Source organism: Paenibacillus sp. BJ-4 (assembly GCF_020404765.1).
GTDB lineage: Bacteria > Bacillota > Bacilli > Paenibacillales > Paenibacillaceae > Paenibacillus.
In genome coordinates this window covers 76,644-102,809 of record NZ_JAIVEM010000044.1, presented here as the reverse complement: position 1 = coordinate 102,809, position 26,166 = coordinate 76,644, and the positions used below count along the sequence as shown (strand labels likewise).

19 protein-coding genes are annotated in these 26,166 nt (G+C 47.5%); 14 read left to right on the top strand and 5 right to left on the bottom strand.

Translation table 11 applies throughout. The features are described 5' to 3' along the window. The first annotated feature begins 557 nt into the window (after positions 1 to 557). From LCF57_RS08855 to LCF57_RS08830, 6 genes are all read left to right on the top strand, one after another. A complete protein-coding gene (locus LCF57_RS08855; RefSeq protein WP_226000361.1) occupies positions 558 to 4,625 on the top strand; it encodes an S-layer homology domain-containing protein in 4,068 nt (1,355 codons plus the stop codon). Between the two features lie 229 nt (positions 4,626 to 4,854). Continuing rightward, complete coding sequence (locus LCF57_RS08850) at positions 4,855 to 5,412, top strand: GNAT family N-acetyltransferase (protein WP_226000360.1); 558 nt, start codon at positions 4,855 to 4,857, stop codon at positions 5,410 to 5,412. 295 nt (positions 5,413 to 5,707) lie between these two features. Then, complete coding sequence (gene ppdK, locus LCF57_RS08845; protein ID WP_226000359.1) at positions 5,708 to 8,380, top strand: pyruvate, phosphate dikinase; 2,673 nt, start codon at positions 5,708 to 5,710, stop codon at positions 8,378 to 8,380. Positions 8,381 to 8,619: 239 nt separating this feature from the next. After that, positions 8,620 to 9,918: an ABC transporter substrate-binding protein gene (locus LCF57_RS08840; RefSeq protein WP_226000358.1), complete on the top strand. Its 1,299-nt coding sequence runs from the start codon at positions 8,620 to 8,622 to the stop codon at positions 9,916 to 9,918. Positions 9,919 to 9,958: 40 nt separating this feature from the next. Then, the gene (locus tag LCF57_RS08835) at positions 9,959 to 10,831 is read left to right on the top strand and encodes a carbohydrate ABC transporter permease (RefSeq protein ID WP_226000357.1); all 873 of its coding nucleotides are present in this window, start codon (positions 9,959 to 9,961) and stop codon (positions 10,829 to 10,831) included. Then, complete coding sequence (locus LCF57_RS08830; RefSeq protein ID WP_226000356.1) at positions 10,821 to 11,651, top strand: carbohydrate ABC transporter permease; 831 nt, start codon at positions 10,821 to 10,823, stop codon at positions 11,649 to 11,651. Before LCF57_RS08835 ends, LCF57_RS08830 begins: the two co-directional genes overlap by 11 nt. Here the strand turns inward: LCF57_RS08830 and LCF57_RS08825 are convergent. After that, a complete protein-coding gene (locus LCF57_RS08825; protein ID WP_226000355.1) occupies positions 11,641 to 12,498 on the bottom strand; it encodes a helix-turn-helix transcriptional regulator in 858 nt (285 codons plus the stop codon). The genes LCF57_RS08830 and LCF57_RS08825 overlap by 11 nt on opposite strands. A 138-nt stretch (positions 12,499 to 12,636) precedes the next feature. On the opposite strand from LCF57_RS08825, the gene LCF57_RS08820 reads away from it, so the two are divergent. Next, positions 12,637 to 13,923 carry a Gfo/Idh/MocA family oxidoreductase gene (locus LCF57_RS08820; RefSeq protein WP_226000354.1) on the top strand — a complete coding sequence of 429 codons (1,287 nt, stop codon included), beginning with the start codon at positions 12,637 to 12,639 and terminating at the stop codon, positions 13,921 to 13,923. Positions 13,924 to 13,994: 71 nt separating this feature from the next. On the opposite strand, the gene LCF57_RS08815 is transcribed toward LCF57_RS08820, so the two are convergent. Continuing rightward, entirely contained in the window at positions 13,995 to 14,831 is an 837-nt protein-coding gene (locus tag LCF57_RS08815) for a carbonic anhydrase (RefSeq protein ID WP_226000353.1), read from the bottom strand. Positions 14,832 to 15,048: 217 nt separating this feature from the next. On the opposite strand from LCF57_RS08815, the gene adhP reads away from it, so the two are divergent. Further along, positions 15,049 to 16,065 carry an alcohol dehydrogenase AdhP gene (gene adhP / locus LCF57_RS08810; RefSeq protein WP_226000352.1) on the top strand — a complete coding sequence of 339 codons (1,017 nt, stop codon included), beginning with the start codon at positions 15,049 to 15,051 and terminating at the stop codon, positions 16,063 to 16,065. A gap of 94 nt (positions 16,066 to 16,159) precedes the next feature. Here the strand turns inward: adhP and LCF57_RS08805 are convergent, their stop codons facing one another. Further along, on the bottom strand, positions 16,160 to 16,525 hold the full coding sequence (locus LCF57_RS08805; RefSeq protein ID WP_226000351.1) for a winged helix-turn-helix transcriptional regulator: 366 nt from the start codon (positions 16,523 to 16,525) through the stop codon (positions 16,160 to 16,162). Positions 16,526 to 16,713: 188 nt separating this feature from the next. On the opposite strand from LCF57_RS08805, the gene LCF57_RS08800 reads away from it, so the two are divergent. The 5 genes from LCF57_RS08800 (at position 16,714) to LCF57_RS08780 (ending at position 23,087) form a co-directional block, all read left to right on the top strand. Then, complete coding sequence (locus LCF57_RS08800; protein WP_226000350.1) at positions 16,714 to 17,910, top strand: MFS transporter; 1,197 nt, start codon at positions 16,714 to 16,716, stop codon at positions 17,908 to 17,910. 31 nt (positions 17,911 to 17,941) lie between these two features. Further along, positions 17,942 to 18,784, top strand: a complete 843-nt coding sequence (locus LCF57_RS08795) for an aldo/keto reductase (RefSeq protein ID WP_226000349.1) — start codon at positions 17,942 to 17,944, stop codon at positions 18,782 to 18,784. Positions 18,785 to 18,953: 169 nt separating this feature from the next. Further along, positions 18,954 to 19,976 (top strand): LacI family DNA-binding transcriptional regulator, encoded by a 1,023-nt coding sequence (locus LCF57_RS08790; protein ID WP_226000348.1) that lies wholly within the window; start codon positions 18,954 to 18,956, stop codon positions 19,974 to 19,976. A 148-nt stretch (positions 19,977 to 20,124) separates the two neighbouring features. Then, positions 20,125 to 21,603 (top strand): glycoside hydrolase family 32 protein, encoded by a 1,479-nt coding sequence (locus tag LCF57_RS08785; RefSeq protein WP_226000347.1) that lies wholly within the window; start codon positions 20,125 to 20,127, stop codon positions 21,601 to 21,603. 65 nt (positions 21,604 to 21,668) lie between these two features. Further along, positions 21,669 to 23,087, top strand: a complete 1,419-nt coding sequence (locus LCF57_RS08780; RefSeq protein WP_226000346.1) for a sucrose-specific PTS transporter subunit IIBC — start codon at positions 21,669 to 21,671, stop codon at positions 23,085 to 23,087. Between the two features lie 170 nt (positions 23,088 to 23,257). Here LCF57_RS08780 and LCF57_RS08775 read toward each other — a convergent pair whose 3' ends face one another. Then, a complete protein-coding gene (locus tag LCF57_RS08775; protein ID WP_152380168.1) occupies positions 23,258 to 24,046 on the bottom strand; it encodes a helix-turn-helix domain-containing protein in 789 nt (262 codons plus the stop codon). A 202-nt stretch (positions 24,047 to 24,248) separates the two neighbouring features. Here LCF57_RS08775 and pyk point away from each other — a divergent pair, with 202 nt between their 5' ends. After that, on the top strand, positions 24,249 to 25,664 hold the full coding sequence (gene pyk, locus LCF57_RS08770) for a pyruvate kinase (protein WP_226000345.1): 1,416 nt from the start codon (positions 24,249 to 24,251) through the stop codon (positions 25,662 to 25,664). Positions 25,665 to 25,742: 78 nt separating this feature from the next. Here the strand turns inward: pyk and LCF57_RS08765 are convergent, their stop codons facing one another. Next, entirely contained in the window at positions 25,743 to 26,141 is a 399-nt protein-coding gene (locus LCF57_RS08765; protein WP_226000344.1) for a hypothetical protein, read from the bottom strand. Positions 26,142 to 26,166: the final 25 nt, after the last annotated feature.

The following is a 26,166-nucleotide window of genomic DNA, read 5'->3' as shown; positions in this document are numbered from 1 at the left end:
TATGTGATATTAGTAGAGAGCGTTCTGAAAAATCAGGAGAAGTGGAAGGTCGTATTTTAAATGTTACCATTGAATCCAAGATTCCTACGAAATAGCCTCTTCACTGCCAAAGTCTATTTTTACTTATGATCTTTCTATGACCCGATACACAATCCTTACCAGCAAAAAAACAGGGGGCCCTTTTATGAGCCTCCTTTTTTTGGATTTTATTTTATGCCGGAGCTAATTTGCTGTTTTAGTTCCCTTGCGATTGCACCATGTATTTCCATAATTTATTATCGATATGTTGATCAACAAAGCGGTTGAAATCGCAATCGAAAAGGGTATCTTCCAAAAGCAATGCAATCACCGTCGGGCCAAAAACTTTATGTTCTTTTTGCCTTAATCACTAAGGGGTTGAATGTAAAAATCCGATGATATATATGTATTTGAGCGCGCGCCTGGCGAATGTTAAATAATACATACGAAATATGGATGTTATCTGTGGGACGTGAATGCTTATGTTGCGAGATGAAAGTCTTCTAAAGCTGGAGAAAGTTAGATTTGGGGGGGTTAGCTTGCTGAAAGGAAAATTTGCCATAGCTTTTTGGGTATGCATGTTTGTTTTGATTGCATTCTCTTCTACTACTTTTGCTGTTCCATCGGACTTGGTCACAATAAAGAGCATTGCCGGGGGTGACAATCATACATTGTACCTTACGGAATCCGGAAAGGTTTATGCAGCGGGCAACAATGAATTCGGACAATTGGGGCTTGGCGATACTCGAATGCGGGAAATTGCTATTCGGGTTGATCATCCGAAAGAAATCAGGGAAATTAGCGCGGGCGGCAATCAGTCTGCCTTTGTCGATGCAGCGAATGATCTTTACGTTACAGGCGCAAACAGCGAAGGCCAACTTGGACTAGGAGATACCATTAACAAATCATCATTTATGAAAATAACTGGCTTGCCGCCTATCACAAATGTGGCCGTTGGCAGGGATCATATACTCGCCCTGGATATGGATGGAAACGTATGGGCATCCGGGAGTAATGATGCCGGCCAATTAGGTCTGGGGAATTTTTCATCGCGGCTTAACTTTACAAAAATATCGTCATTGAACGGGGTTGCTTCAATTTTTGCGGGAAATAAAACATCGGCAGCTATTTTGGCCGACCATACCGTTATGATTTGGGGTTCAAACTGGGCCGGCCAATTAGGTCTTGGAGATAATGTTACGAGAAATTCACCGACAGCATCCCCAATCCATAACGTCACAAAGATCGCGTTTGGGTACTACTCTACGTTTTTCATTGGTTCGGGAACAACCTATGCAGCAGGGTATAATGCTAACGGGCAACTCGGGGATGGTAGCACTTCGTATGCAAGGACGCCCGTTCCTGTTGGCGATTTTATGGACGCCGCCTCCGGGTCCGTTCACTCCATTGCGGTAAAACGAGATGGCGCCGTTGTTGGCACAGGGGCCAACTTTTACGGCCAAACCAATCAATCAAGTCCTTGGGGAAGTACAGACTGGAAATTATTTAACAACATCCATAACGCTAAAGAAGTTATAAGCGGCGAATCTTACAGCGCCATTCTAACTTCTGACGGTAAAGTGATTGGCAACGGCTGGAATGGATACGGGCAACTTGCTATAGGAACGAATTTAAACACCAGCTCTTTTTCTGCAACAATAAAAGGGTTCGTTCATTCCATTAGCATGGGATTAAATCATGTAAACGAAATTAACGAAAGGGGCGAGTTGCTCAATTGGGGGAGCAATCTTATCGGACAGTTGGGTAACGGCGGGGTTTATGTACAATCCCCGCAACCAATTTCAAGCGTTCCCGGGACTGTAAAGAAAGTCGTCTCAGGGAACTCCCACACCCTGGTAATGACAGACAATAACGGTGTCATCGAATTATATGGAACCGGTAATAACACATTCGGGCAATTGTCCGATGGAACGACAAATAATATTTATTCTTTTGGCCGAATCGGTGACGGTTTGTTTAACATAAAAGACATTGCCGCGGGCGATAACGCCTCATACGTCCTTGACCAGAGCGGAAATGTCTGGTCCTCCGGAGACAATGCGAAAGGACAGTTGGGACTGGGTGATTTTACTCCTAGATCGACATTTACCCAAATGCCGGGCCTGAGCGGGATACAAGCTATCTCTGCCAATGGAGCCACTCTCATTGCCCTTAAAAGTGATGGAACGGTTTATACTGTTGGAAATGGAGCAGAAGGGCAGTTAGGAAATGGGACTAATGCAAATTCCAATACTCCTGTTCAGGTGAACGGTATAGCTGATGCTGTCAAGATTGCAGCTGGTTACGAGCACAATTTGGTTTTGAAAGCGAATGGTAAGGTTGTTGCTTTTGGTTTAAATAATTACGGACAATTAGGCGATGGTACGAATGACAATAAGAATGTTCCGGCAACGGTTTCCGGAATCGGAAGTGCACAAGATATTTTTGCGAGTTATCTCAACAGTGGCGCTATAGACAAAAGCGGGAACACGATGCTGTGGGGAAGAAACGTATATGGACAACTTGGAAATAACAGCTTCATTTCGTTGAACACTCCATTAAACGCCAACGTGCCCAATGTGAAGGCCATTGCTTTCGGATTGAACCAGACGGGATTGATTAATGCATCTGGTGATGCATTGTTTGCGGGGTGGAATGGATATGGACAATTTGGCAACGGCGTCGCCGTCAGCAGCAATGTGCCCGTATTCGCCCAATATGACAAGCCTTCTATTTCGTATGGCACAAACACAGTCAAAGAAACGGCAACCAATGACGGGACCGTTGCTGGAACTTTAACCGTTACTTTAACCGGAGATGAATTCAATGACAGCGTAACGAGTGATGTTTATGTGGGTAACTTACCTGCCGGAATTACATATACGGTTACAAAAGACAGTGCTTCTGAGCTTACTTTACAATTTGCGGGACAAGCAGCGCAGCATACAGCAGCGGATAGTGTGACTAATGCTTATGTAACCATTCAAAAAAGTGGACTGGTAAATGCTCCTCTAGAGGATATTACGGCAAGCTCATTTTCCATTTCTTATCTCGACCCGCTGCCGCCCGCCGTCTCAGACATTAACGCAACATATGGGGGGAGTACGGCGACAATTCGTTGGACAAAGAGCCCTTATGCGACCTCCTACGAACTAAAAAAGGACGGAACGACGATCTACACGGGAACCGATACCGAATACACAGATTCAAGTCCTGTGCATGGAACAACGTATACGTATTCGGTCGTTCCCGTGAATTCAAGCGGTAAAGGCGAAGAAAAGAGCGTTTCGTTCGTGATGAACAGCAGGTACCCGGACAGCCCAAGGCATCTCACGGCGGTTCAAATCAGCAGCGTCACGATGTCCGTATACTGGGATGCTGTTCCAACGGCGACAAGCTACATACTGAAGCGGGATAACGCCGTGATTTATACGGGAAGCGATACGACGTTCACGGATACAGTTGCGGGCGGCGAACGTTACGAATATTGGGTCGCCGCGCAAAACGCATATGGAGTTGGCAACGCAAGCACGCTGACGGTGACGACGGACACGTATGAAGTGCCTTTGCCACCGCAAAATCTCACAGGCCAACCGCATGAAAATAGTGTGCTTCTGACGTGGAATGCTGCTGCCGGGGCGACCAAGTACAAAATTAAACAAAACGGAGTAGAAATCGCTCAGGTAACTTCTCTCAATTATTTAGTAGAGCAATTAAACAGTAATACGCCCTATACTTTTACGGTTACGGCTTCCAATAATTATGGAGAGAGCACGCCAACGGAAATTATCTTGTCCACTCTTTCCAGGAGCGGTGATAATGACAACAGTCAGAGCGGCAGTAAAAACGAAAGCACTGGGCAAGCCAATAATGGAAGCAAGGGCAGCGATCCAAGCAGGGATAACGAAAATAGGCTTGGTCAAGGCAGTGAAAACAAAAGTAAAGGAAGCGATCCAAGCAGTGGTAACGAAAGCAGGCTTGGCCAAGGCAACAATGAAAGCAAAAGCGGCGCTCAAAGCGGCAGCATCATTCAACTTACGTTTGAAGACATTTATGATCCGCGATGGGCAACCGAGGCTATCATAAAGTTATACAATTTGAAAATCATTAACGGTTACTCGGCTAAGGAATTCAAACCGAAAAAGAGCATTACACGAGCGGAATATGTCAAAGTGCTCGTACTCGCCTTGGGGGAATCTGCTGAGGTTGCACAGGATAAAACACCGGATTTTAAGGATGTAACCAATCCTGATTGGTATTACAGCTATATTAAACTGGCCAGAAAGATGGGGCTTGCAAAAGGAGATGTATATAATCATTTTTATCCAAATAAAGAAATAACAAGAAAGGAAGCCTTTGCGATATTGGTTAGGGCTTTACAGTATCGTGAATCCATTCCAAAAAGCGAAAACCCGGAAAATCAATTGAAGAAGTTTAAAGATGCGGCTTCATTGAAAGATTGGTCTTCCGATGAAATTGCACTTTCTATTGAAAATCATCTGATAGAGGGATATGAAGACAATACGTTGAGACTAGATCGTCAAATAACCCGTGCTGAAGTGTGCGTATTGGTTACTCGACTGCTGGACCGTCTTCATGGCAAGTAGTCATAAATGAAAAAGGGCTGTTTCATAATTCATCGGAGATGATCTGTGAACAGCCCTGTTTTACAGTCGCTTGTCGGCTGGGTACACGCCCATCTCTAATTACATAGGTGCTCGCATAGTGGAAATCCAGGGGAGATTAATGCAGTGGGAACTACGTGAACTAGACATGGGCAAAACGAGTTTTTATGATATAGTTTTCATAGATCATGAAGGAGAGTTGAGGTGCAGCATGACATCATTGACTATTGTCGAATCATCCGTCAAACCAGGATTAGCGGCTTTTCAGGCAATCACTAAAGATCAGGAAGAGGTTCAGGAGTTAATTTTAAAGACGGCCAGATGGCTGCATAGTAAAGGCTCTACGCAATGGGGGAACCTGCTCAAAGGAAAAGATGACCACAACCTGGGAGGGGCTATTGTACGCGGAGAAGTCATTATTTTCCGAACATCAGAGGATGATGCATTGGTAGGCGCAGTGATCCTGCAACAGCGGCCCAGTGCCTGGGACCGTAGGTTGTGGGGGTTAGACGATGGTGATTCCGTGGAAGGAACCTCAGTATATTTGCATCGTCTGGTTGTAGATCGGGAAAGAGCCGGGAAGGGACTGGGCCGTGAGCTGATGCATTGGATTGAGCAAGGCATCCGTTTCACAGGCAAGGATCGAATTCGGTTAGATTGTATTGCAGGGAATGACAAGCTAAGTCAGTTTTACCAACAATGCGGCTATACGTATAAGGGTGAAACGGACGGCTATAATATTTTTGAAAAGATGCTAACAGAGGTATAGGAAAAATTAAGCCAGAACTGAGCAAAGGGGCTGTCCCAGAAGTCATCTAAAGATGACGGTGGGGCGGCCTCTTTTGCTTTAATATCTTAGATTGGTTTTATTCGAATATACGTCTAACTACGAATTAAAGTGTTTATAAATAAGTTTATTCATTAATTAAAACATCATAAATGAATTTAATGAATATATATTACGTCATATATATTGAAATAACCTCCTGATTTGTGTTACAACTTTAGATAGACATATTGATCCATTCAGGTATGTATCTCGATAAGTGGAGGGAATGAATTCAATGCTGAAAAGAGTGTACTCATTTAACGAAGGCAAGTTGGGGATGAAAGCGCTACTAGGGGGAAAAGGCGCCAATCTCGCGGAAATGACGACACTGGGTCTTCCGATCCCTCCCGGCTTTACGGTGACTACCGAGGCGTGTCGAGCCTACTTTACTTCCGGCGGCAAGCTCCCGGAGGGCTTATTGGGCGAAATCGTAATTGCCCTGCACGACGTTGAGGAAGCCCAGTCGGCTATATTCGGAGATACGGAGCGGCCTTTGCTGGTATCTGTCCGTTCAGGCTCGGTAACCTCGATGCCCGGTATGATGGATACGATTCTGAATCTGGGTCTGAATGATGAAACCGTGCGTGGACTCGCAAAACAGACGGGAAATGAAACCTTCGCCTATGACTGTTACCGCAGGTTTATTCAAATGTTTGGCGAGGTCGTGCTAGGTATAGACGCCATTCATTTTGAACAGCTGCAGGAGCAAAATAAGCAAACCAACAGGCGTGCCAGTGACCAGGAGGTTAGCGCAGGAGAATGGAAGGAATTGATCGCAAATTACAAAGACCTTGTCGCAGAGCACAGCGGCCAGCCGTTTCCACAGGATGTGTATCAGCAATTGCAACTGGCGGTGGAGGCTGTATTTCGCAGTTGGAACAATATGCGTGCCAAGGTGTACCGCAAGGCTTACGGCATTCCAGATGAACAAGGGACAGCCGTGAATATTCAGGCCATGGTGTTTGGCAATCTCGGCAACGACAGTGGAACCGGGGTGCTATTCACACGCAATCCCTCCACAGGCGCTAAGGAATTGTACGGCGAGTATATGGTGAACGCCCAGGGCGAGGATGTTGTTGCCGGCGTGCGAACACCCAATCCGATTGCCCAGCTTCTGGAGGAGCAGCCGCTAGTTTATGATCGTCTAGAGGAGCTGGCCTCCTTGCTGGAGCGTCATTACCGGGATATGCAGGATATCGAATTCACGATTGAAAAAGGTAATTTGTATCTGCTACAGACGCGCAGCGGCAAAAGAACGGCGCAAGCGGCTGTAAAAATAGCTGTAGATTTGGTGGAGGAAGGGATTATCAGCCAAGAGGAGGCGATCCAACGGATCGAGCCGTCCCACATGGATCAACTGCTGCATCGCTCCATTGATACTTCCACACCGCTGGTTGCGATTGCCCAAGGTCTGCCTGCCTCGCCCGGCGCAGCAAGTGGGCGTATTGTATTTGATGCAGATACGGCAGAGAACTGGACGAAAGACGGGCAGAAGGTCATCCTGGTCAGTGTGGAAACCTCACCCGACGATGTTCATGGAATTATTGCCGCCGAAGGTGTGCTGACAAGTCGTGGGGGGATGACCAGTCACGCTGCTGTGGTTGCAAGAGGAATGGGGAAACCCTGCATTTGCGGCTGTGAAGCGCTGAGCATTGATCTGGACCGTCGGAGCGTTAGCATCGGTAACCTGACCTTTCAGGAAGGGGATAATATCTCGATTGATTCGACCTCCGGGCAGGTGTACCAAGGCAGTCTGTCGCTGAGCGAGCCGGTCATTACACCGGAGTTGCTGAAGCTGCTGGAGATTGCGGATGGAATTCGGACATTGAAGGTCTACACCAACGCGGATACGCCACTCGATGCAGTCAAAGCCCGAGAGTTTGGAGCCGAAGGCATCGGGCTTTGTCGGACGGAGCATATGTTTTTCTCGGGCAATCGTCTGCCTATCGTTCAGGCGATGATTTTGGCCGATGATCAGGAGGAGCGGATGCTTCATTTGAATCGTCTGCTCAAAATGCAACAATTTGACTTTGAGGCTATGTTTAGTGCGATGGATGGTTTACCGATGACGATTCGCCTGCTGGACCCGCCGTTACATGAGTTCCTGCCGAATCTGGAACAGCTCCAAGAGCGACAGCGGGAGCTTGAGCTTTCCGGCGACCATACCGAGGAGCTCAAACGTCTTAAAAACACCATCTCCAAGGTACACGAACTGCGAGAAATCAACCCTATGCTCGGTCTACGCGGTGTTCGGCTGGGCATTCTATTTCCAGAGATATACGACATGCAGATTGAAGCAATCTTTAAGGCTGCGGAAGCAGCACTGCGCAAGGGTGTGGATGTAAGACCGGGGATTATGATTCCGCTGGTTGGCCACTCCAATGAGCTCAAGCAAATGAGAGAGCTGGTGGATAAGGTAGCCGCTCAGGTGCTTAGTGAGGAATTCAAAGGGTTCAGATATCGGGTGGGCACGATGATTGAGGTGCCAAGAGCCGCCCTGCTGGCAGATAGTGTGGCCCAGTACGCCGACTTTTTCTCCTTTGGAACCAACGATCTGACACAAATGACCTTTGGTTACAGTCGCGATGATGCCGAAGGTAAATTCCTCGGCTCCTATATGGAAAAAAATATTTTGGAAGCGAACCCTTTTCAGGTGTTGGATCAGGATGGCGTAGGCAAGCTGATCGAATGGGCTGTTGCCAAAGGCAGGGCCAAGAAACCTTTTCTGGAGACAGGTATCTGTGGTGAGCATGGCGGGGATCGTGAGTCTATTCTCTTTTGTCACCGCAGCGGATTGGACTATGTTAGTTGCTCACCGTACCGGGTGCCATTTGCCCGCATTGCTGCTGCCCAAGCAGCCTTGCTTGTCAGAGCGGAGCAACCTGAGGGAGCGTTGTTCGCTTTGTAGCTGAACATTTGAATAGTACATTGTGTACAACGAAGAAGGCGGCCTTGATCCCAAGGCTGCCTTCTTCGTTTTGCATTATATTCTACACACATATCTCGTCGGGAAGAAAAAATTTTAGATATACGTGAAAATGGGGATATCGGGTCTCTTCCTTCTACATATGATGATAGGGAACGTTTTTGTAAGCGCTTCAAATCAAGATGACATACAACTATGCGAGGCTACAGGAGGCGGTTAAGATGGACAATTACATGAGCTGGATAAAAATTGGTTTTTTTCTCAGCGTTCTATTTTTACTTGCAGCAGCATGCAGTAGCTCTCCCAAGCTGGAGAACACGGAAGGTGAAAAAGTGCGGCTGACGATGCAAGTCTGGGGGAATCCGGCGGAGGTGAAGGTGTACCAGCGGGCACTGGACGCATTTGAAAAGGAGAATCCGAATATTGAGGTTAAGCTGGTGCCTGTACCGGGAGACCAATATGAGCAAAAGCTGCTGACACAGCTTCAAGGAAGTCGCGGACCGGATGTGTTTTATTCGTATGAACCAACGATTGCACGTTTGATTGGGGCGAAGCAGGTACAGCCTTTGGGTGAATTTTTAAAAAGTGATGCCAGTGATGTAAAAGCCGAGGATTTTCCGGAAGGATTATGGGGCCCGGCGAAGCGTAATGGGGAAATCTACGGGGTCACTCCTGACTCGAATCCGATGGTGATGTATTACAACAAAAAAGTCTTTAAAGAAGCAGGTGTGAAGACACCGCAGGAATATTATGACGAAGGCAAGTGGAACTGGGATGCGTTTGAGGAAGTCACATCGAAGCTGAAGGCTGCCGGAAAGCAAGGCTATATTGCGGAAAACTGGTGGGCTCACTGGTATTCATGGGTGTGGTCGAATGGCGGCCGGATTTTTGATGAACAAGGCAAGTACGTACTGGATCACAATGAAAAGGGCCAGGAAGCCTTCCGCTTCATGTACGATATGGTTCACAAGGGAAATGCGGTATACCTCGGTTCACTTCCCAAGGGGCAAGGGGCAGATGCGATGTTCATGTCCAATCAGGTCGGTATGCTGGCGGCGGGAAGATGGCTGGAACCCTTGTTCAGTCAAAATAAAAGCCTCGACTTTGATTATATTTACTGGCCTTCCAACACAGGCAAAAATGAGCCTGTCGCCATTCCGGTTGCCTATGTAGCTGTAAACAAAAATAGTCCGCATGTGCAAGAGGCCATGAAGCTGGCAGCATTTTACGTCTCTGTGAAGGGACAGGAGGCTCGACTCGTTGAAGGTGGGAATGCCATGGGTACGCTTGCCGCCGCAGATGAGAGCATCATGAAAAAGGCGACGATTAAGCATTCCAACTATTTGACCGAAGGACGCAACAAAGGGCATGCGCATGGCTCTGCTCTGGCCTATGATGCTCAGGTATCGGGATTAAACTCGGATATCACCGAGACGATTGACCTGATGTTCCTGGGCAAGCAGGATGCTGCGGCAACGATTGAGAAGCTGAATCAGATCATATCCAAGGCGGTCAAGTAGGCACAGAATACAAGCCGTGACCGGGGAGGAGGGTGACAGGATGCAGAGGAAGCATCAAGCGCTGTGGGGCTATCTATTCATTGGCCCCCAGTTTCTGGGCCTGCTATGTTTTTCATTGCTGCCCTTGCTGTATGCGTTTTATTTAAGCTTTGTGAATTGGGATGGCTTTGGCGTGCCTGTATTTGTCGGTTTGGATAATTTCAGAGGCCAATTAGCTGATCCTGATTTCTGGAAGGCACTGATTAATACAGTGTACTATATGGTGCTGGTTATCCCGGCGGGGATAGCGCTGGCCCTGCTCGTAGCCATTGTGCTCAATAAAGTGAAGGGCAAAGAGATCTATCGTTTGTTCTTTTTTATGCCTGTGGTGACCAGCTCCGTATCGGTCGGAGTCATTTGGATGTGGATACTGAACGGCGAGTTTGGTATTTTCAATCATCTGCTGCGAGCCATTGGCATTATGGGTCCCATGTGGCTTACCGATACACATTGGGTGATCCCGTCGATTGCTCTTCTGAGCATATGGCTGGGGCTGGGGTACAATATGGTCATTTTTCTGGCAGGACTCCAGGGCATCTCCAAAAACTATTACGAGGCAGCGGAGATTGACGGAGCCAGCAAGCTTCAGCAGTTAAGGTATATTACACTGCCGTTATTGTCACCGACCACCTTTTTTGTCACCATCATGATGGTGATTAGCTCCTTTCAGGTGTTCGATCAGGCGTTCGTCATGACGAACGGAGGACCAGCGAAGGCCAGCTATACGCTTGTGTATCACATTTACGATCAGGCTTTCATTGATTTCACGATGGGGGAAAGTGCGGCTGCAGCGATGATTTTGTTCATCATCATTCTTGTATTTACCCTACTGCAATTTAAAATGCAGAAGAGGTGGGTGCATTATGGAGATTAGTTACAGAGGCAGGGTGATCCTGCGCCATATGTTGCTCGCTGCCGGCTCTATGATCATGTTTTTTCCATTCCTGTGGACCGTCCTCAGTTCCTTAAAGGATATTTCTCAAATTTTTGTCGTCCCGCCCCAATGGATTCCCGATCCATTTGTCTGGAGCAACTATCCTGCTTCGCTGGAGGCCATGCCCTTCGTGCAGGCGTACATGAACAGCTTTTATATTACGGTCATTATCGTGACAGCAACGCTGATTAGTGCATCTATGGCGGCATATGCTTTTGCCAAAATCCGTTTTCCGGGTTCCAATATACTGTTTATTTTGTTCCTCGCTACGATGATGGTGCCCAAGCAGGTGACGATGATTCCGCTGTACTTGGTGATGGATCGTATTGACTGGCTGGATACGCATTGGTCGCTGATCGTTCCTGGAGCCCTGTTTAATGCATTTGCAGTGTTTCTGCTGCGCCAGTTCGTGATGGGCATTCCACGCGATCTGGAGGAAGCAGCGGTCATGGACGGGGCGGGGTATATCCGTATTTATTGGAGCGTCATTCTGCCACTGATTCGTCCAGCATTGGCGGCGATCGGGATTTTCACCTTTTTGGGGGCCTGGAACAGCTTCCTCGATCCGCTTATTTATCTCAATACACCGGAGAAATTCACGGTTCCGCTTTTGCTCAATAATTTCAAAGGGCTGTATACGGCAGACTGGTCACTGATGATGGCGGGGACTACCATTTCCGTCGTTCCAGTGCTGATCGTCTATATCATCGCCCAAAAGCAAATTATTGAAGGTATTACCTTAACTGGAATCAAGGGGTAGGGGCGTTTCCCTGCTCCTTTTTGTATTTTTTTCGGTACTGTAACGGGGTATGTCCGGTTAATTGCTTGAACACACGGCCAAAGTGGGCGATGCTGTCAAAGCCCGTTTTTTCAGCGATGGCGGTCACCTTCCAGCTCGTTTCGCTCAAATACGCCCGAGCCTGCTGGACTCGAACATCCTGAAGATATTCAACCAGGGTGAAGCCTGTTGTCTGCTTGAAAATACGGCACAAATACGTACCGCTGATATAGAAATGCTTTGCCAGTTGATCCAGAGTTAGCCTCTCCGCATAGTTGGCATGCAGGTATTCGATGACCGCATACACTCGTTGCTGCTTCTCGCTGCGTTCCGGCGCAATGGTGTCGGGAGTGACAGATTGGATGCGCCCGATTCGGATAAGCAGTTGGAGTAGCAAGCTTTGAAGATACATATGGCGGCAGGCATGGTCTTGATGGTATTCATCCAGCAATTGCCGGAACAGGTGCTCCAGCTCGCATTGTTCCTCCGCCGAAGGTCGCAGCAGAAAGCTTTGCTCAGGCAGAAGAAGCGGGTTCTGATCGCTGGACGGAGCGACAGGCATTGACGTGGCTACAAACGCTTCATCGAAATTGATCAAAATTCGCTCATGGCTACCGCTACCCTTGTTACTCGTACGGTGAAAATCATGTTTGCTGATCCAAATCAGATCGCCCTTCTGTAGCGCGTATACACGCTGATTAATGTAGTAGTAGCGCTCTCCTGCCAGCAGATAGTAGATTTCATGCGCTTGGTGGACATGGTCGGCGGACATGCTGAACGGTACCGTCCGCAGCGCTTGCTCGATGGAAAAACGTGGGGTGGCAATCATATCAACGGTCTCCTTTCATAAAAGAATGCATGAGGATAATATATGTATACTTTTCGAATAAATTCACAATAAAAGTGAAGATTTTGCTCTTTTTTATACTATAAAATAAAAGCAATTCATGTAAAGGGTGTGAACTATTTGGCTAAAATCAAATATGCACTTGTAGGCACCGGGGGCAGAGCCGAATTTTTTTACGGTGAAGTTGTTACCGTTTTCAAAGGTACCTCGGAGCTGATCGCGTTCTGTGACGTCAATCAGACGAGAATGGATTATGCCAATCGGCTGTTGCAGGAGAAATACGACCATGAGCCGATTCCGACCTATAAAGCCCATGAATTTGACCGGATGATCGCGGAAACAAAGCCGGATATTGTCATTGTTACGACCATTGACCGGGTGCATCATCGGTATATTATCCGGGCGATGGAGTTGGGCTGTGATGTCATTTCCGAGAAGCCGATGACGGTGGATGAGGACAAATGCCAGGATATTATGGACGCTATAGACCGCACGGGACGGAAGCTGCGCGTTACCTTTAACTACCGTTATGCGCCGCATAATACGAAAATTCGCGAGATTATTATGGGCGGGACGCTTGGTGACATCTTGTCGGTCAATTTTGAATGGCTGCTGAACACACAGCATGGTGCGGATTATTTCCGTCGGTGGCACCGGGATAAGCGCAATAGCGGCGGTCTGCTGGTACACAAATCGACGCATCATTTTGACCTGATGAACTTCTGGCTCGGCTCCAAGCCGGAGACGGTATACGCGATGGGCGATCTGAAATTTTACGGCCGGGAAAATGCCGAGCAGCGTGGCGTGACGGAGTTCTACCAACGGGCTTACGGCAGCAAGGCGGCGGAAAATGATCCTTTTGCGTTGCATCTGGACCGTAACGAGCATCTGAAAAGTATGTATCTGGATGCTGAGCATGAGGATGGCTATCTGCGTGATCAAAGCGTATTTGGCGACAATATCAGCATCGAGGATACACTCAGTGTCATGGTGAAGTACAAGAACAAGGCGGTGATGAACTACTCGCTGAATGCTTACATGCCTTGGGAGGGCTTTATCATCGTATTTAACGGCACCAAGGGACGGATGGAGGTTCGGGTATCCGAGCAATCCTACGTTAATTCCGGCGGCAGCAAGGCAGATGAGGGGGCGCTAAAAGAGAAGACCATCACGATTTATCCTCACTTTGCAGCACCCTATGAGGTCGAAGTAGAGGAAGGTGTGGGTGGTCATGGCGGAGGAGATCCGGTCATGCTGCGCGATATTTTTGATAAGCCGGCAGAAGATCGTTTCCATCGTGCAGCTTCACATATCGATGGCGCATGGTCCATTTTAACAGGTATTGCCGCCAACCGTTCTATTCGTACAGGGCAGCCAGTGAAGGTGGAGGAACTGGTGCGTTTGTAGCGAGGTACCAACTATAATAACCAGGGAGACCCCTCCGTATTTGCAGATCAACAGAGGGGTCTTCTTTTTTATTATTTATCCGTAGTCAGTTTACGGGCATTCAGTTGTTGTACAGGGCGATGGTTATCGGGAAAGAGGGCAGCGAACTGATTGATTTGGTCCGCCGACATTTCAATAGGCTGCTCCAGCACGGTCCAGTTCACATGCTCTGTGCATGGCGGGGTGGTCAGAGATCCGTTGTAGCGGACCGAGTGCAGATCCTTCGGCAGAAGAGTAGCGAGATTCAGTTCTCCCTCCAGAGCCGCTTCCTGGGAAACATCTTTTGGCAGCTTGGACCAAATACGACTGAAAGCCTTATTCTCCTTGCCGCCTTGAATGAGTACGCCTAAGACGGCGGTGCTGCCGTTGTCGCTCTGATGAACAAAATGAAGCTCCATATCGGCATTTTTACCATCTATTTGGTGTTCACTGGGATGATGAAAGTGAAACTGCTTTAAGGTGAATTTAGTGCCGTCCAGTACAATATAATTGCTGGGGCTGGCTGCATTGATTTGAACAGTGTGCCCATTATTCAGAATGGATACCTTCGTATTGTCGTAGTGAACCTGTATCGGCTGCTGCGTTTGCGATGCTTCCAGCTGGGTATGCTCTATATTGACAGGAGATTGCTCGTGGCCGTTACCACAAGCAACAAAATCTTTTTCCAGCTCTCCCCAATGTTCGGGTCCCTCCTCTCCCTCATAGGACCAGTGTGGGCCTTTCTGAACAACTGCATGAGCGTTGTTAGCTGAGGAGGATGAAGTGCTGGTGGTGCTAGAAATGGCGGGCTGTGAATTACATCCTGTTACCGACACAACCAAGATAATGGCAAATATGCTGAACAGGCAACCTTTCCAGTTTTTTTTCATGGCTCTTTATCCTTCTTCCAGATAGATTATGTGAAACTTTTTACATTGTAAATTATTGTACAAAGCTCCTACAAGGGTCCAAGGACTTAGAAAGAAGTGTTTTTCGATTACATACCTTTGATTGAAATATACATTTGCTCTCCTTGGGTAAAAGTTACTATAATAATGGAGTGTGCATTTCAAAATAATTCCATACAGAGGCTAAAGGAGAGATCACATGAAAGCAGCAGTTGTTACAAAAGACAAGAAAGTCAGTATAGAAGAAAAACCTTTGCGCTCCCTGAAACATGGAGAAGCGTTAGTCCAAGTCGAATATTGCGGGGTTTGCCACACAGATTTACATGTAAAAAATGCAGATTTCGGTGATGTCACAGGCAGAGTTCTGGGGCATGAAGGCATTGGAAAAGTCATTGAATTAGGTGAAGGAGTAACCAGTCTTAAGATTGGTGATCGCGTAAGTATTGCTTGGATGTTCGAAAGCTGCGGTCACTGCGAATATTGCTTAACTGGGCGGGAAACGCTGTGCCGTGAAGTTAAAAATGCCGGATACACGGTAGACGGTGCAATGGCAGAACAATGTATTGTCACAGCTGACTACGCGGTCAAAGTACCAGATAGTCTTGACCCTGCCGCTGCAAGCAGTGTAACTTGCGCAGGGGTTACAACCTATAAAGCAGTTAAAGTAAGTGAAATCAAACCAGGACAATGGATCGGTATCTTCGGCATTGGCGGCTTGGGTAACCTGGCTGTACAATACGCCAAAAATGTATTCAATGCTAAAGTTGTAGCCTTTGACATCAGTGATGAGAAACTCGAATTGGCCCAAAAAATCGGTGCTGACTATATCGTTAACAGCATGAAAGAAGATCCGGTCGCTCGAGCCAAGGAGTTAACAAACGGGGCTGGACTGGATGCAACCGTGGTTACTGCTGTTGCCAAAACACCTTTCAACCAGGCAATCGACGTTGTGAAGGCTGGCGCGCGTGTCGTAGCTGTAGGTCTTCCAACCGATAAAATGGATCTGGATATTCCACGTCTGGTTCTCGACGGCATTCAAGTGATCGGCTCCTTGGTCGGCACTCGTGAAGATCTTAAAGAAGCGTTTCAGTTCGCTGCAGAAGGTAAAGTCGTCCCTCTTGTACAAAAACGTCCGATTGAAGACATTAATCATATCTTTGAGGAGATGGAGCAGGGGAAAATCCAAGGACGCATGGTCATTGATTTCACGAAATAAAATGATGTCGATCACGGCTCCATAATTACAGATGGGAATGGAGCTTTCTAAGCGTGTAAGCGCCTGCTGATTTATTGCAGGCGCTCTTTTTGCTTTACAGCTTATTTAGAATGTTATCCTCCAAAACAACGGATTTATCCCCGTATTCTTTAATAATATGCTTTTCTCCCCAGGCACAAAGAGCATCCAAAATGCTTGTCAGACTACATCCATATTCGCTAAGCTCGTACTCCACTTTAGGAGGAACCTGATTGTAGCTGATTCGATTGACAATGCCGTCTTGCTCCAGCTCCCGAAGCTGTTGAGTCAGCATTTTTTGTGTAATGGAAGGCATTAACCGCTTTAATTCACTTGTCCGCATTTTTCCATGTGTCAAATGACACAGAATCACGCACTTCCATTTTCCCCCGATCACCTCTAACGTTGCCTCAACCGAGATGTTGTATTTTTTCTTTTCCAATGATGATCCCTCCGTGTGTGCCGCTTTCTGTTATACATACCTTAACAGCCTGTTTTGATCTAAAAGAACTTTATTTAGGGTACTTTTTGGTACCTATATTACTAAAAAGTACGTACTGTTCATACTTGCTTGAGTAATTCATAATAACATCTGCTGGTCGAAGATTTCTATAGATAGGGGTGAAAAACATGTCGTCAGAACAAAAACGAAGTATTTGGCCGCTGCTGGCTTTAGCCATAAGCGCCTTTGCCATAGGAACAACTGAGTTCATCAGCGTGGGGCTGCTTCCCCTGATCGCTGAGGACTTGCATATATCCGTAACCATGTCTGCGCTCACTGTTACGTTGTACGCATTGGGGGTGACGATTGGCGCGCCTGTCCTGACCTCACTAACATCAAGTGTTCCCCGGAAAACGCTGCTGCTGTGGATCATGATTGTATTTATAATAGGCAACAGCCTTGCTGCCGTCTCCAGTGGAATTGCTTTGCTGCTGATTGCACGCGTCATCTCGGCATTTTCTCACGGGGTGTTCATGTCCATCGGTTCCACCATCGCAGCCGACCTTGTGTCGAATGATCGGCGGGCCAGTGCTATTTCTATCATGTTTTCCGGGCTGACCGTAGCCACGGTCACGGGTGTACCTTTGGGCACTTACGTTGGGCAGCAATGGGGCTGGAGGGCGGCCTTCATGGCGATTGTAGTCGTGGGTATAGTGGCGCTTGTCGCCAATCTGATTCTGCTGCCGTCTACTCTGCGCAAAGGGAACAAAACTCCTTTCCGTGAGCAGGTCAAGCTGGTTACCAACGGTCGTCTGCTGCTCGCATTTATCATTACAGCCTTGGGGTATGGAGGCACGTTTGTCGTGTTTACTTATTTATCTCCATTACTTCACGACATAACCGGCTTTAAGCCAAATACAGTAACGTTCATTCTTTTGCTGTATGGAATTGCGATTGCCATCGGGAATGTTATGGGTGGAAAAGCTGCAAACCGCAAGCCGCTTTCAGCTTTATTTTATATGTTTTTGATTCAAGCTGTTGTCTTGTTCCTTCTGCTATTTACCGTACCTTTTAAAGCAGCAGGGCTGATTACAATCTTTTTTATGGGCTTGCTAGCATTTATGAATGTGCCTGGTCTACAGGTATATGTAGTCATGTTGGCCGAACGTTTTGCCCCCAAAGCTGTAGATGTTGCTTCCGCCGTCAATATTGCTGCCTTTAACGCAGGGATTGCGATGGGAGCATATGTAGGCGGACTTGTGACTGACTCGCTGGGTCTCATTCATACGACCTGGATCGGCGCCATTATGGTTTTCGTGGCCGTTCTGCTCACAGGCTGGAGTCGGATGCTTGAAAAAAGGGATACAACCGCCTTGACAGGCTAAAACTTTTTAAAAATAGAGAGGAAGATATAGAATGACTCAAAACTTGCAAAGCACAACAACCTTGCACAACGGAGTTCATATGCCTTGGTTTGGCATCGGGGTATTTAAAGTAGAGGAAGGCTCGGAGCTAGTCGACGCTATAAAGGCTGCTGTAAAGCATGGCTACCGCAGTATAGATACAGCTGCAATCTATGCGAATGAAAGAAGTGTAGGGCAGGCCATTCAGGAAGCCCTTCAGGAGAATAGCCTGTCGAGAGAAGACCTGTTTGTCACATCCAAAGTGTGGAATGCCGATCTGGGCTATGAGGAGACACGGGCGGCCTATGAGGCAAGCCTGGATAAGTTGGGTCTGGATTATCTGGATCTGTATCTGATTCATTGGCCGGTCCAAGGGAAGTATAAGGAAGCCTGGAGAGCTTTGGAGTCCTTGTATAAAGAAGGACGGATCAAGGCGATCGGAGTCAGCAACTTCCAGATTCATCATTTGGAGGACCTTATGAAGGATGCCGAAATAAAACCCATGGTCAACCAGGTGGAATTTCACCCGCAATTAACACAAGCCGAGCTGCTGCAATTCTGTCAAAAGAACAACATTCAAATGGAAGCCTGGTCCCCGCTCATGCAGGGACAACTGCTTGATCATCCGGTGCTGCAAGACATAGCAGGCAAGTATGGTAAATCGGTGGCTCAAGTGATTTTACGCTGGGATGTACAGCAGGGAGTTGTTACCATTCCCAAGTCTACCAAGGCACATCGGATTATTGAAAATGCCGACATCTTTGATTTTGAATTAACAAATGAGGATATGGATCGTATTCAGGCGTTAAATGCCAATCTTCGGGTAGGTCCTGATCCAGATAACTTTGACTTTTAAATTCAGTTTTTGATAAGACGCCGTTTCTTTCTTCGTTGAAAGGAGCGGCGTTTTTGTCCGCATTGGGTCTGGGGCCACAGCATTCCAACCTCGCCATATGCTATGATAGGGTTATGGAAAAAGAGACGGTTTGGAAGCTTGTGAAAATGAAAACACTCCGGAGGGCCTCATGAATAAGACAATTGCAGATATAGCCCATATGGCCGGTGTGGCCAAAAGTACGGTATCCCGTTATTTGAATGGCGGGTCTGTCAGTGTGGATACGAAGCGTAAAATTGAACAGGTAGTCAAGGCCACGGGTTATGTGCCCAATACCTTTGCCCAGAGCCTGAAGGCGAAGCGGGCCAACATTATTGGAACCGTTGTGCCACGTCTGGACTCCTTTGCCACATCACATACGCTGATGGGAATTGATGAGGAGCTGCGTTCCCGGCATTATCAGATGCTGATCTCCAATACAAGCCAGGATGTAAAGCGTGAAATAGAAGCCCTCTATGACCTGGGACGACAAAAAATTTCCGGCATCATTTTGCTGGCTGCTCAAATTACGGACGACCATCTGACCGCTATTCGTGACATTCGTATTCCGGTTTTGCTGGTGGGCCAGCAACACGAGCAGATTCATAGCCTGATCCATGATGACTACCATGCAGGATATGATATCGGCGCTTATGTTCTTTCGCAAGGACATCGTGAAATTGCCTATGTCGGTGTTACGGAGAAGGATGTTGCTGTTGGCGTACAGCGCAAAGAGGGCTTTAAGCAGGCCGTTCGTGATGCATTGCCTGAGGGATCTCATACGGACGATGCGTTGTGGGCTGCCGGGTATGATATCAGATACTATGAAACCGGATTTAAAATGTCTGATGCACGGATTGCTGCTTCTGCTATTTTAGATCAGTTCAAGCCGTCGTTAATGGTGTGTGCTACGGATAATATTGCGCTTGGCGTGATCAATGCGGCTTACTCCAGAGGTATTGCCATCCCGTCGGAATTATCGGTGACCGGCTTTGGGGGGTACGATATTACGGCGGTCATTCATCCTGCGCTGACAACCGTTCAATATCCGTATATGGAGGCTGGACGTGTAGCGGCACAAAATATTATGCGGCTGGTAGAGCATAAACCGGTAGAGCAAGTGACGGTCATGAATTATACTCTTATTGAAAGAGAAAGCGTTGACAAACGCTGAATAAGTGGATTATAATTTCTACGAAACCGGTTCCATAACACTCGGGCACAAATGGAATCGGTTGCAAATCCACGAATGAGTATATTTTTTTATTCAATTTGGAACCGGTTCCTGTTACGCAAGTTTTTAATAAGAATGAGGTACATCTATGAAAATGACAAACGAACAGAAGTATCGGCTTATTGAACAGGCAGAGCCAGGTGAAATAGCGAGCCTGGAGGAGAAAGTCAAGCAATGCCATTGGCGGCAGACGTTTCACATTCAGCCACCGACAGGTTTGCTCAATGACCCCAATGGCTTTTCCTATTATCAGGGTGAATACCATTTGTTCTATCAGTGGTTCCCCTTGGGAACCGACCATGGGATGAAATACTGGTATCACTTGAAGTCCAAAGATTTGGTTGCATGGGACAGTGCAGGCATCGGTATTACACCGGGGGATACCTTTGATTCACACGGGGCTTACTCGGGCAGCGCGCTGGAGCATGAGGGCAAGTTGTATATGCTGTATACGGGAAATACACGGGATGAAAACTGGACCAGACATCCTTATCAATGCATGGCTGTGATGGATGAGAGCGGTCTCATCACCAAATGGGAGCATCCTGTCATTTCAAATGTACCAGAAGGGTACACAGACCATTTTCGTGATCCTAAGCTGTGGAAGGACGGCGATAGCTTTTACTGTGTGATTGGTGCCCAAAGAACGGATAGAACAGGCTGCGTCGTCTTATATCGATCCACGGACCTTCATTCGTGGCAGTTTGAGGGAGAATTGCGTACAGGGCTGAAATCGTTTGGCTACATGTGGGAATGCCCGGATTATTTTGAACTGAATGGCTCGGGGGTACTGGTTTTGTCTCCTCAGGGCTTAAAGCCTTCCGGGGATGAATACCACAATATTTATCAATCAGGGTACGTCATCGGCAAGCCGCTGAATACAGAGACAAGGACATTGGAGCATGGGGCGTTCCGCGAGCTTGATCGAGGCTTTGACTTTTATGCGCCGCAAACGATGGTTGATCCGCAGGGGCGGCGTATTATGGTAGCATGGATGGGATTGCCGGATATTGACTATCCGACAGACCCGAATGGATGGGCTCATTGCCTGACGCTGCCGAGGGAGCTTGCACTTCATGAGGGTAAACTCTTGCAGCGGCCTATCCCCGAGCTGACTGCGCTGCGTAGAAAGCGTGAGGATCGGGTGGCTGACACATTATCGTCAGAGAGAAAAACCTATCAAGGCTTCACGGGTACGGCCTATGAGCTGATTTGTGAGGTTGATCTATTGAGCGCCAAGGCGTTTGGTATTGAATTCCGCGCGAGTGCGACTGAGAGAACGGTCATTAAATATGATGCCGTCAGCCGCAAGCTTGTACTGGACCGTTCACAATCGGGTGAGCCTGTGGCAGCTTCGTATGGTGAGGTACGGCAGTGTGCATGGGATGAAGACCATATCAAGCTTCATTTGTTTGTAGATACGTCTTCGGTTGAGATTTTCGTCAATGATGGGGAAGAGGTGTTCACCAGTCGTATTTTTCCGCACCCAGAGAGTGACGAAATACACTTTTTTGCTGACAAGGGAGAGGCTCTCTTCCAAGCGGTAAAATGGGGTTTTACTGAGTAGGCTAATTCATCAAGTGGATCGTTAATCATCAATAACATAACGGAACGAACGAGGGGATGAACATCATGGCGGAAAACCGGGAAATTGCCAAAGAAGTGATTCAAGCGATTGGTGGGGAGGAAAATATTGCGTCCTTTGCTCACTGTGCGACACGTCTGCGGATTATGGTGCATGACAAGGATAAGATTGATCAGAAGAAGGTTGAGGAGATCGACAAGGTCAAGGGTGCTTACTTTAATTCAGGTCAATATCAGATTATTTTTGGTACGGGTACGGTCAATCGGATTTTTGAAGAGGTTGAAAAGCTTGGCATGTCTGGATCTTCCAAAGAAGAGGTGAAAAGTCAGGCGACAAAAGAAGGAAACGTCTTCCAACGCTCCATTCGTACCTTTGGCGACGTGTTTGTACCGATTATTCCTGTGCTGGTCGCTACAGGGCTGTTCATGGGACTGCGTGGCTTGCTCACTCAGCCGCAAATTCTTGCTCTGCTGGGCATGACACCACAGGACATTTCACCTAATTTTCTATTGTATACTCAGGTATTAACGGATACGGCCTTTGCTTTTCTGCCTGCGCTGGTCGCCTGGTCAGCCTTTAGAGTATTCGGCGGCAGCCCGGTGCTGGGGATCGTTCTCGGTCTAATGCTGGTGAACCCGGCCCTGCCCAACGCTTATAGTGTGGCAGACGGCTCAGCTAAGGCCTTGACGATGTTCGGATTCATTCCTGTAGTGGGCTATCAGGGTTCTGTATTGCCAGCCTTCTTCGTAGGCTTGCTCGGAGCCAAGCTGGAGCGGGCGCTGCGCAAACGGGTGCCTGAAGCGCTGGATCTGATTCTTACACCGTTTTTAACACTGTTGATCATGATTACACTCGGGCTGTTTGCCATCGGTCCGGTTTTCCATTCCTTCGAAGAATGGGTGCTGCACGGAACAACATTTGTACTTGATTTGCCTTTCGGTATCGCAGGGATTGTCATCGGCTTCCTGCATCAAATTATCGTTGTTACGGGTGTGCATCATATATTTAATTTTCTGGAAATTCAACTGCTTGAAAAGACTGGCGTGAACGCATTCAATGCGATCATTACCTGCGCGATGGCTGCCCAAGGTGCCGCTTGTCTGGCGGTTGGACTGAAAACGAAGAATGCCAAGCTGAAAGCATTGGCACTTCCATCCTCGCTGTCTGCTTTTCTGGGAATCACTGAGCCGGCTATTTTCGGTGTTAACCTGAGATATATGAAGCCTTTTATTATGGGACTAGTCGGTGGGGCTGTTGGCGGTTTCATCGCCTCTATCTTCCATTTGGCGGCTACAGGTATGGCCATTACGGTTATTCCGGGCACGCTGCTGTATATGAACCATCAGCTTCCGCTTTACATTTTAGCGAACCTGGCTGCTATGGCTGTAGCGTTTGTCCTGACCTGGATGTTCGGCTATAACGATAAAATGCTGGAGGAAGTCAAAACCGCAGGTTCCTCCAGCTAACACCAACTAGGTGCAGAAATAAGAACGCATACGCGTATGAATGAACTGTAACGGTCGCCCTACTTTGGAGCACTCTTCGGTCCTTGTTGTAAAAGGGCTGCTAGAGAAGGCTTCTCAGGTAGGGTGACCGTTTTTTATGATATATTTGCTCTGTTCCAGTGGCTATTGGGCTAGATGATCGAAGAGCGTTCATCCAAAAATTCGGACGGGCAGCAGCCTGTTAGCCGTTTGAAGATTCGGTGAAAATAGGAAACATCACTATAACCGACATACTCTGAAATTTCACGAATCGTCAGCCTGGACTCGGTCAGCATGTAGATGGCCGTTTTAATACGTTGCGTATGCACATGCTCGCTGATGGTTTGGCGTGTAACCTCACGAAGCAGTGTGGCAGCATAGTTGGGCGTTTTGCGGATGACGTCGCCAAGCTCCTCCTTCGTCACTTTTTCCCGATAATGATTTTGGATATACTGCTTCATATACTCCACAAGCCGTTCTTTATCGCTGGAAATGACGCCTTTGTCCCATTCCTGATTGATATAAATCATCGCCTCGGTCAACAGGCAGTCAGCCATCAGCGCATAGTAGCTTGGGCGCTCAGTCCATTGGTAATACACCGACTTGACCCGTTCATGCAGCATATCATAGCAACCGAGCTTGATCGACAGCGGCTTGTTCGTGTTCAGTATGGGAAGTACGTCATCCGTACATGTTTTGCGGCAATGTATCACATACTTGGTATGAAAAAGTGTAGGAATACTTTTGCCATAGTAAGGCAGATGTCCGGGCAGAATCAGAGCCTCACCCTTGCCGAGAATAATCTTGCAATCGTTCACCCAATATACACATTTTCCAAAGGTGACCAAAATGAACATGTAGTCCACATTATCGTTATCTGGACCAGCCTTCTCGTACCAGTCCACGCCATGATCCTGTCGCACGTTCGTGATTGTAATCATGAAGTCACTCTCCATGTCTTAAAGATTCACTGTACTGTACTATAATACAGTTATCATACTATAGTTCATAGTCTTGTCACACCGATATAGGTAAAATAAAGTCATAAAAGTTTAAATAGATAGAGCAGCAAAGTGGAGTTGAATAGAAACCATACTGGAATTACGACCAAATAGTAAAGACATTCAGGAGGATGACATTTCTATGCTTAAAACGAAAATTATTTGTACCATGGGACCTGCCTGTGACTCCATTCAATTATTAAAAGAAATGATTCAGGCCGGTATGACAGTAGCCCGCTTGAACATGGCTCACGGGGAGCTCGAAGATCACGTTAAACGTATTGAAAATGTGCGACAGGCTGCCAAGGAACTGGGTACTTTTATTCCTGTCATGATGGATATCAAGGGACCTGAAATACGGATCGGCAAGCTGAAAGAAGCATCCTGTCTGCTGAAACCAGGCAGCCAGCTGATTCTGACAACGGAAGAGATTTTGGGGGATGAGCACCGTATTTCGGTGAATTACCCTGATATGCCAAAGGATATCAAACCAGGCGACCGTATTTTGATTGACGACGGTTTGGTTGATCTGACTGTAACCTCTGTTGAGGGTACTGAAATGATTTGTAATATTGTAAGCGGCGGTGTTTTGAAACCGAGAAAAGGTGTGAATCTGCCAGGGATTCATACGACTCTTCCAGGCGTGACGGAGCGCGATGTGGAGCACATCCAATTTGGGGTGGAGCAGCGTATCGAGCTGATTGCGGCTTCTTTTGTGCGTAAAGGCGACGATATCCGTGAAATCCGTGAGATTTTGAAAGGACATCAAGCTGAGCATGTACAAATTTATTCCAAGATTGAAAATGCCGAAGGCATGGAAAATCTGGATGATATTATCGAAGCTTCGGATGGTATTATGGTAGCTCGTGGCGATTTGGGTGTTGAAGTGCCGATTCAAGACGTGCCTGTGATGCAAAAAGAAATGATCGACAAGTGTAATCTGGTCGGCAAGCCGGTCATCGTAGCTACACACATGCTGGAATCCATGCAGGTCAACCCGCGCCCGACGAGAGCTGAAGTCAGTGACGTATTTAATGCGGTTATGCAAGGAGCCGATGTAGTGATGCTGTCGGGCGAATCTGCCGCTGGTAAATACCCTGTTGAGTCCGTTCGTACGATGGCTGCGGTAGCTGCCAGAGCGGAATCACAGTTTGATTACCAGGAGCAGTTCGATAAGCGTAGAGCACGCCAAAGCACGAACATCACCGAAGTGATCAGTCAAGGTGCGGTTAGCTCTTCTCTTGAGCTGGATGCCAAAGCGATTATTACCTCGACTGCCAGCGGATTCACGGCGCGAATGGTGTCCAAATATCGTCCGAAGGCTCCGATTATTGCGGTTACCCCGAACAGTACGGTATTCGCTAAAATTTGTCTGTTGTCCGGGGTATTCCCGGTCAAAGGGGATAAAGTAGTGACAACGGATGAAATGTTCGAATCCTCGATCCGCAATGCCCTGAATGCAGGGTATATCCAAAAAGGGGATACCATCGTACTGTCAGCGGGCGTTCCTGTTGCAGAGGCCGGTGCGACGAACCTGATCAGAGTACATCAAGTATAGGATAAATAGATCAAAAAGAGGCGCTGATTTCCCTTGGGTTCAGCGCCTCTTTTTATATCCTGTCGTGTCCCAGACTTCTTACAGCCCGAACACACTTTTAGCAACGACCTGTGTTAATTCTGCCTTATGAGCTTGGTATTGCTCAAGCGTAATGCTCTTATTGGCCAGTCGTTGATCGAGCTGCTCCGTTAGCTGAGCTACCTGCAAGTCAACGACCGCCTGCGCGTCCCGTTGATGACTCGAGGCAATATCCGCCAAGGTTTGACCGTTATATAGTGCATCATACAATTGCTCATCTGAGGATACACCCAGTGTATCCAGCAGTTCATCATCCTTGGATGCTTCACTATCCTGTACCTGCAGGGCTCTCTCTGGAGCCAATGCAGCAGCATTAGCCCGACTTCCCCATGTAGAGGACTGCCCAATCGACAACGCCAGCAACAGTGTGCAGATGACCATCATTCGTTTTCGATTCATAAGTGTAAATCTCCTTTTGTTCATT

Excerpts from the sequence above, each read along its gene's own strand:
- LCF57_RS08850 (WP_226000360.1), top strand. The coding sequence starts at position 4,855 with ATGACATCATTGACTATTGTCGAATCATCCGTCAAACCAGGATTAGCG.
- ppdK (WP_226000359.1), top strand. The coding sequence starts at position 5,708 with ATGCTGAAAAGAGTGTACTCATTTAACGAAGGCAAGTTGGGGATGAAA.
- LCF57_RS08830 (WP_226000356.1), top strand. The coding sequence starts at position 10,821 with ATGGAGATTAGTTACAGAGGCAGGGTGATCCTGCGCCATATGTTGCTC.
- LCF57_RS08795 (WP_226000349.1), top strand. The coding sequence starts at position 17,942 with ATGACTCAAAACTTGCAAAGCACAACAACCTTGCACAACGGAGTTCAT.
- LCF57_RS08815 (WP_226000353.1), bottom strand. The coding sequence starts at position 14,831 with ATGAAAAAAAACTGGAAAGGTTGCCTGTTCAGCATATTTGCCATTATC.
- LCF57_RS08840 (WP_226000358.1), top strand. The coding sequence starts at position 8,620 with ATGGACAATTACATGAGCTGGATAAAAATTGGTTTTTTTCTCAGCGTT.
- LCF57_RS08825 (WP_226000355.1), bottom strand. The coding sequence starts at position 12,498 with ATGATTGCCACCCCACGTTTTTCCATCGAGCAAGCGCTGCGGACGGTA.
- LCF57_RS08800 (WP_226000350.1), top strand. The coding sequence starts at position 16,714 with ATGTCGTCAGAACAAAAACGAAGTATTTGGCCGCTGCTGGCTTTAGCC.
- adhP (WP_226000352.1), top strand. The coding sequence starts at position 15,049 with ATGAAAGCAGCAGTTGTTACAAAAGACAAGAAAGTCAGTATAGAAGAA.
- LCF57_RS08765 (WP_226000344.1), bottom strand. The coding sequence starts at position 26,141 with ATGAATCGAAAACGAATGATGGTCATCTGCACACTGTTGCTGGCGTTG.
- LCF57_RS08780 (WP_226000346.1), top strand. The coding sequence starts at position 21,669 with ATGGCGGAAAACCGGGAAATTGCCAAAGAAGTGATTCAAGCGATTGGT.
- LCF57_RS08775 (WP_152380168.1), bottom strand. The coding sequence starts at position 24,046 with ATGATTACAATCACGAACGTGCGACAGGATCATGGCGTGGACTGGTAC.
- LCF57_RS08835 (WP_226000357.1), top strand. The coding sequence starts at position 9,959 with ATGCAGAGGAAGCATCAAGCGCTGTGGGGCTATCTATTCATTGGCCCC.
- pyk (WP_226000345.1), top strand. The coding sequence starts at position 24,249 with ATGCTTAAAACGAAAATTATTTGTACCATGGGACCTGCCTGTGACTCC.
- LCF57_RS08785 (WP_226000347.1), top strand. The coding sequence starts at position 20,125 with ATGAAAATGACAAACGAACAGAAGTATCGGCTTATTGAACAGGCAGAG.
- LCF57_RS08790 (WP_226000348.1), top strand. The coding sequence starts at position 18,954 with ATGAATAAGACAATTGCAGATATAGCCCATATGGCCGGTGTGGCCAAA.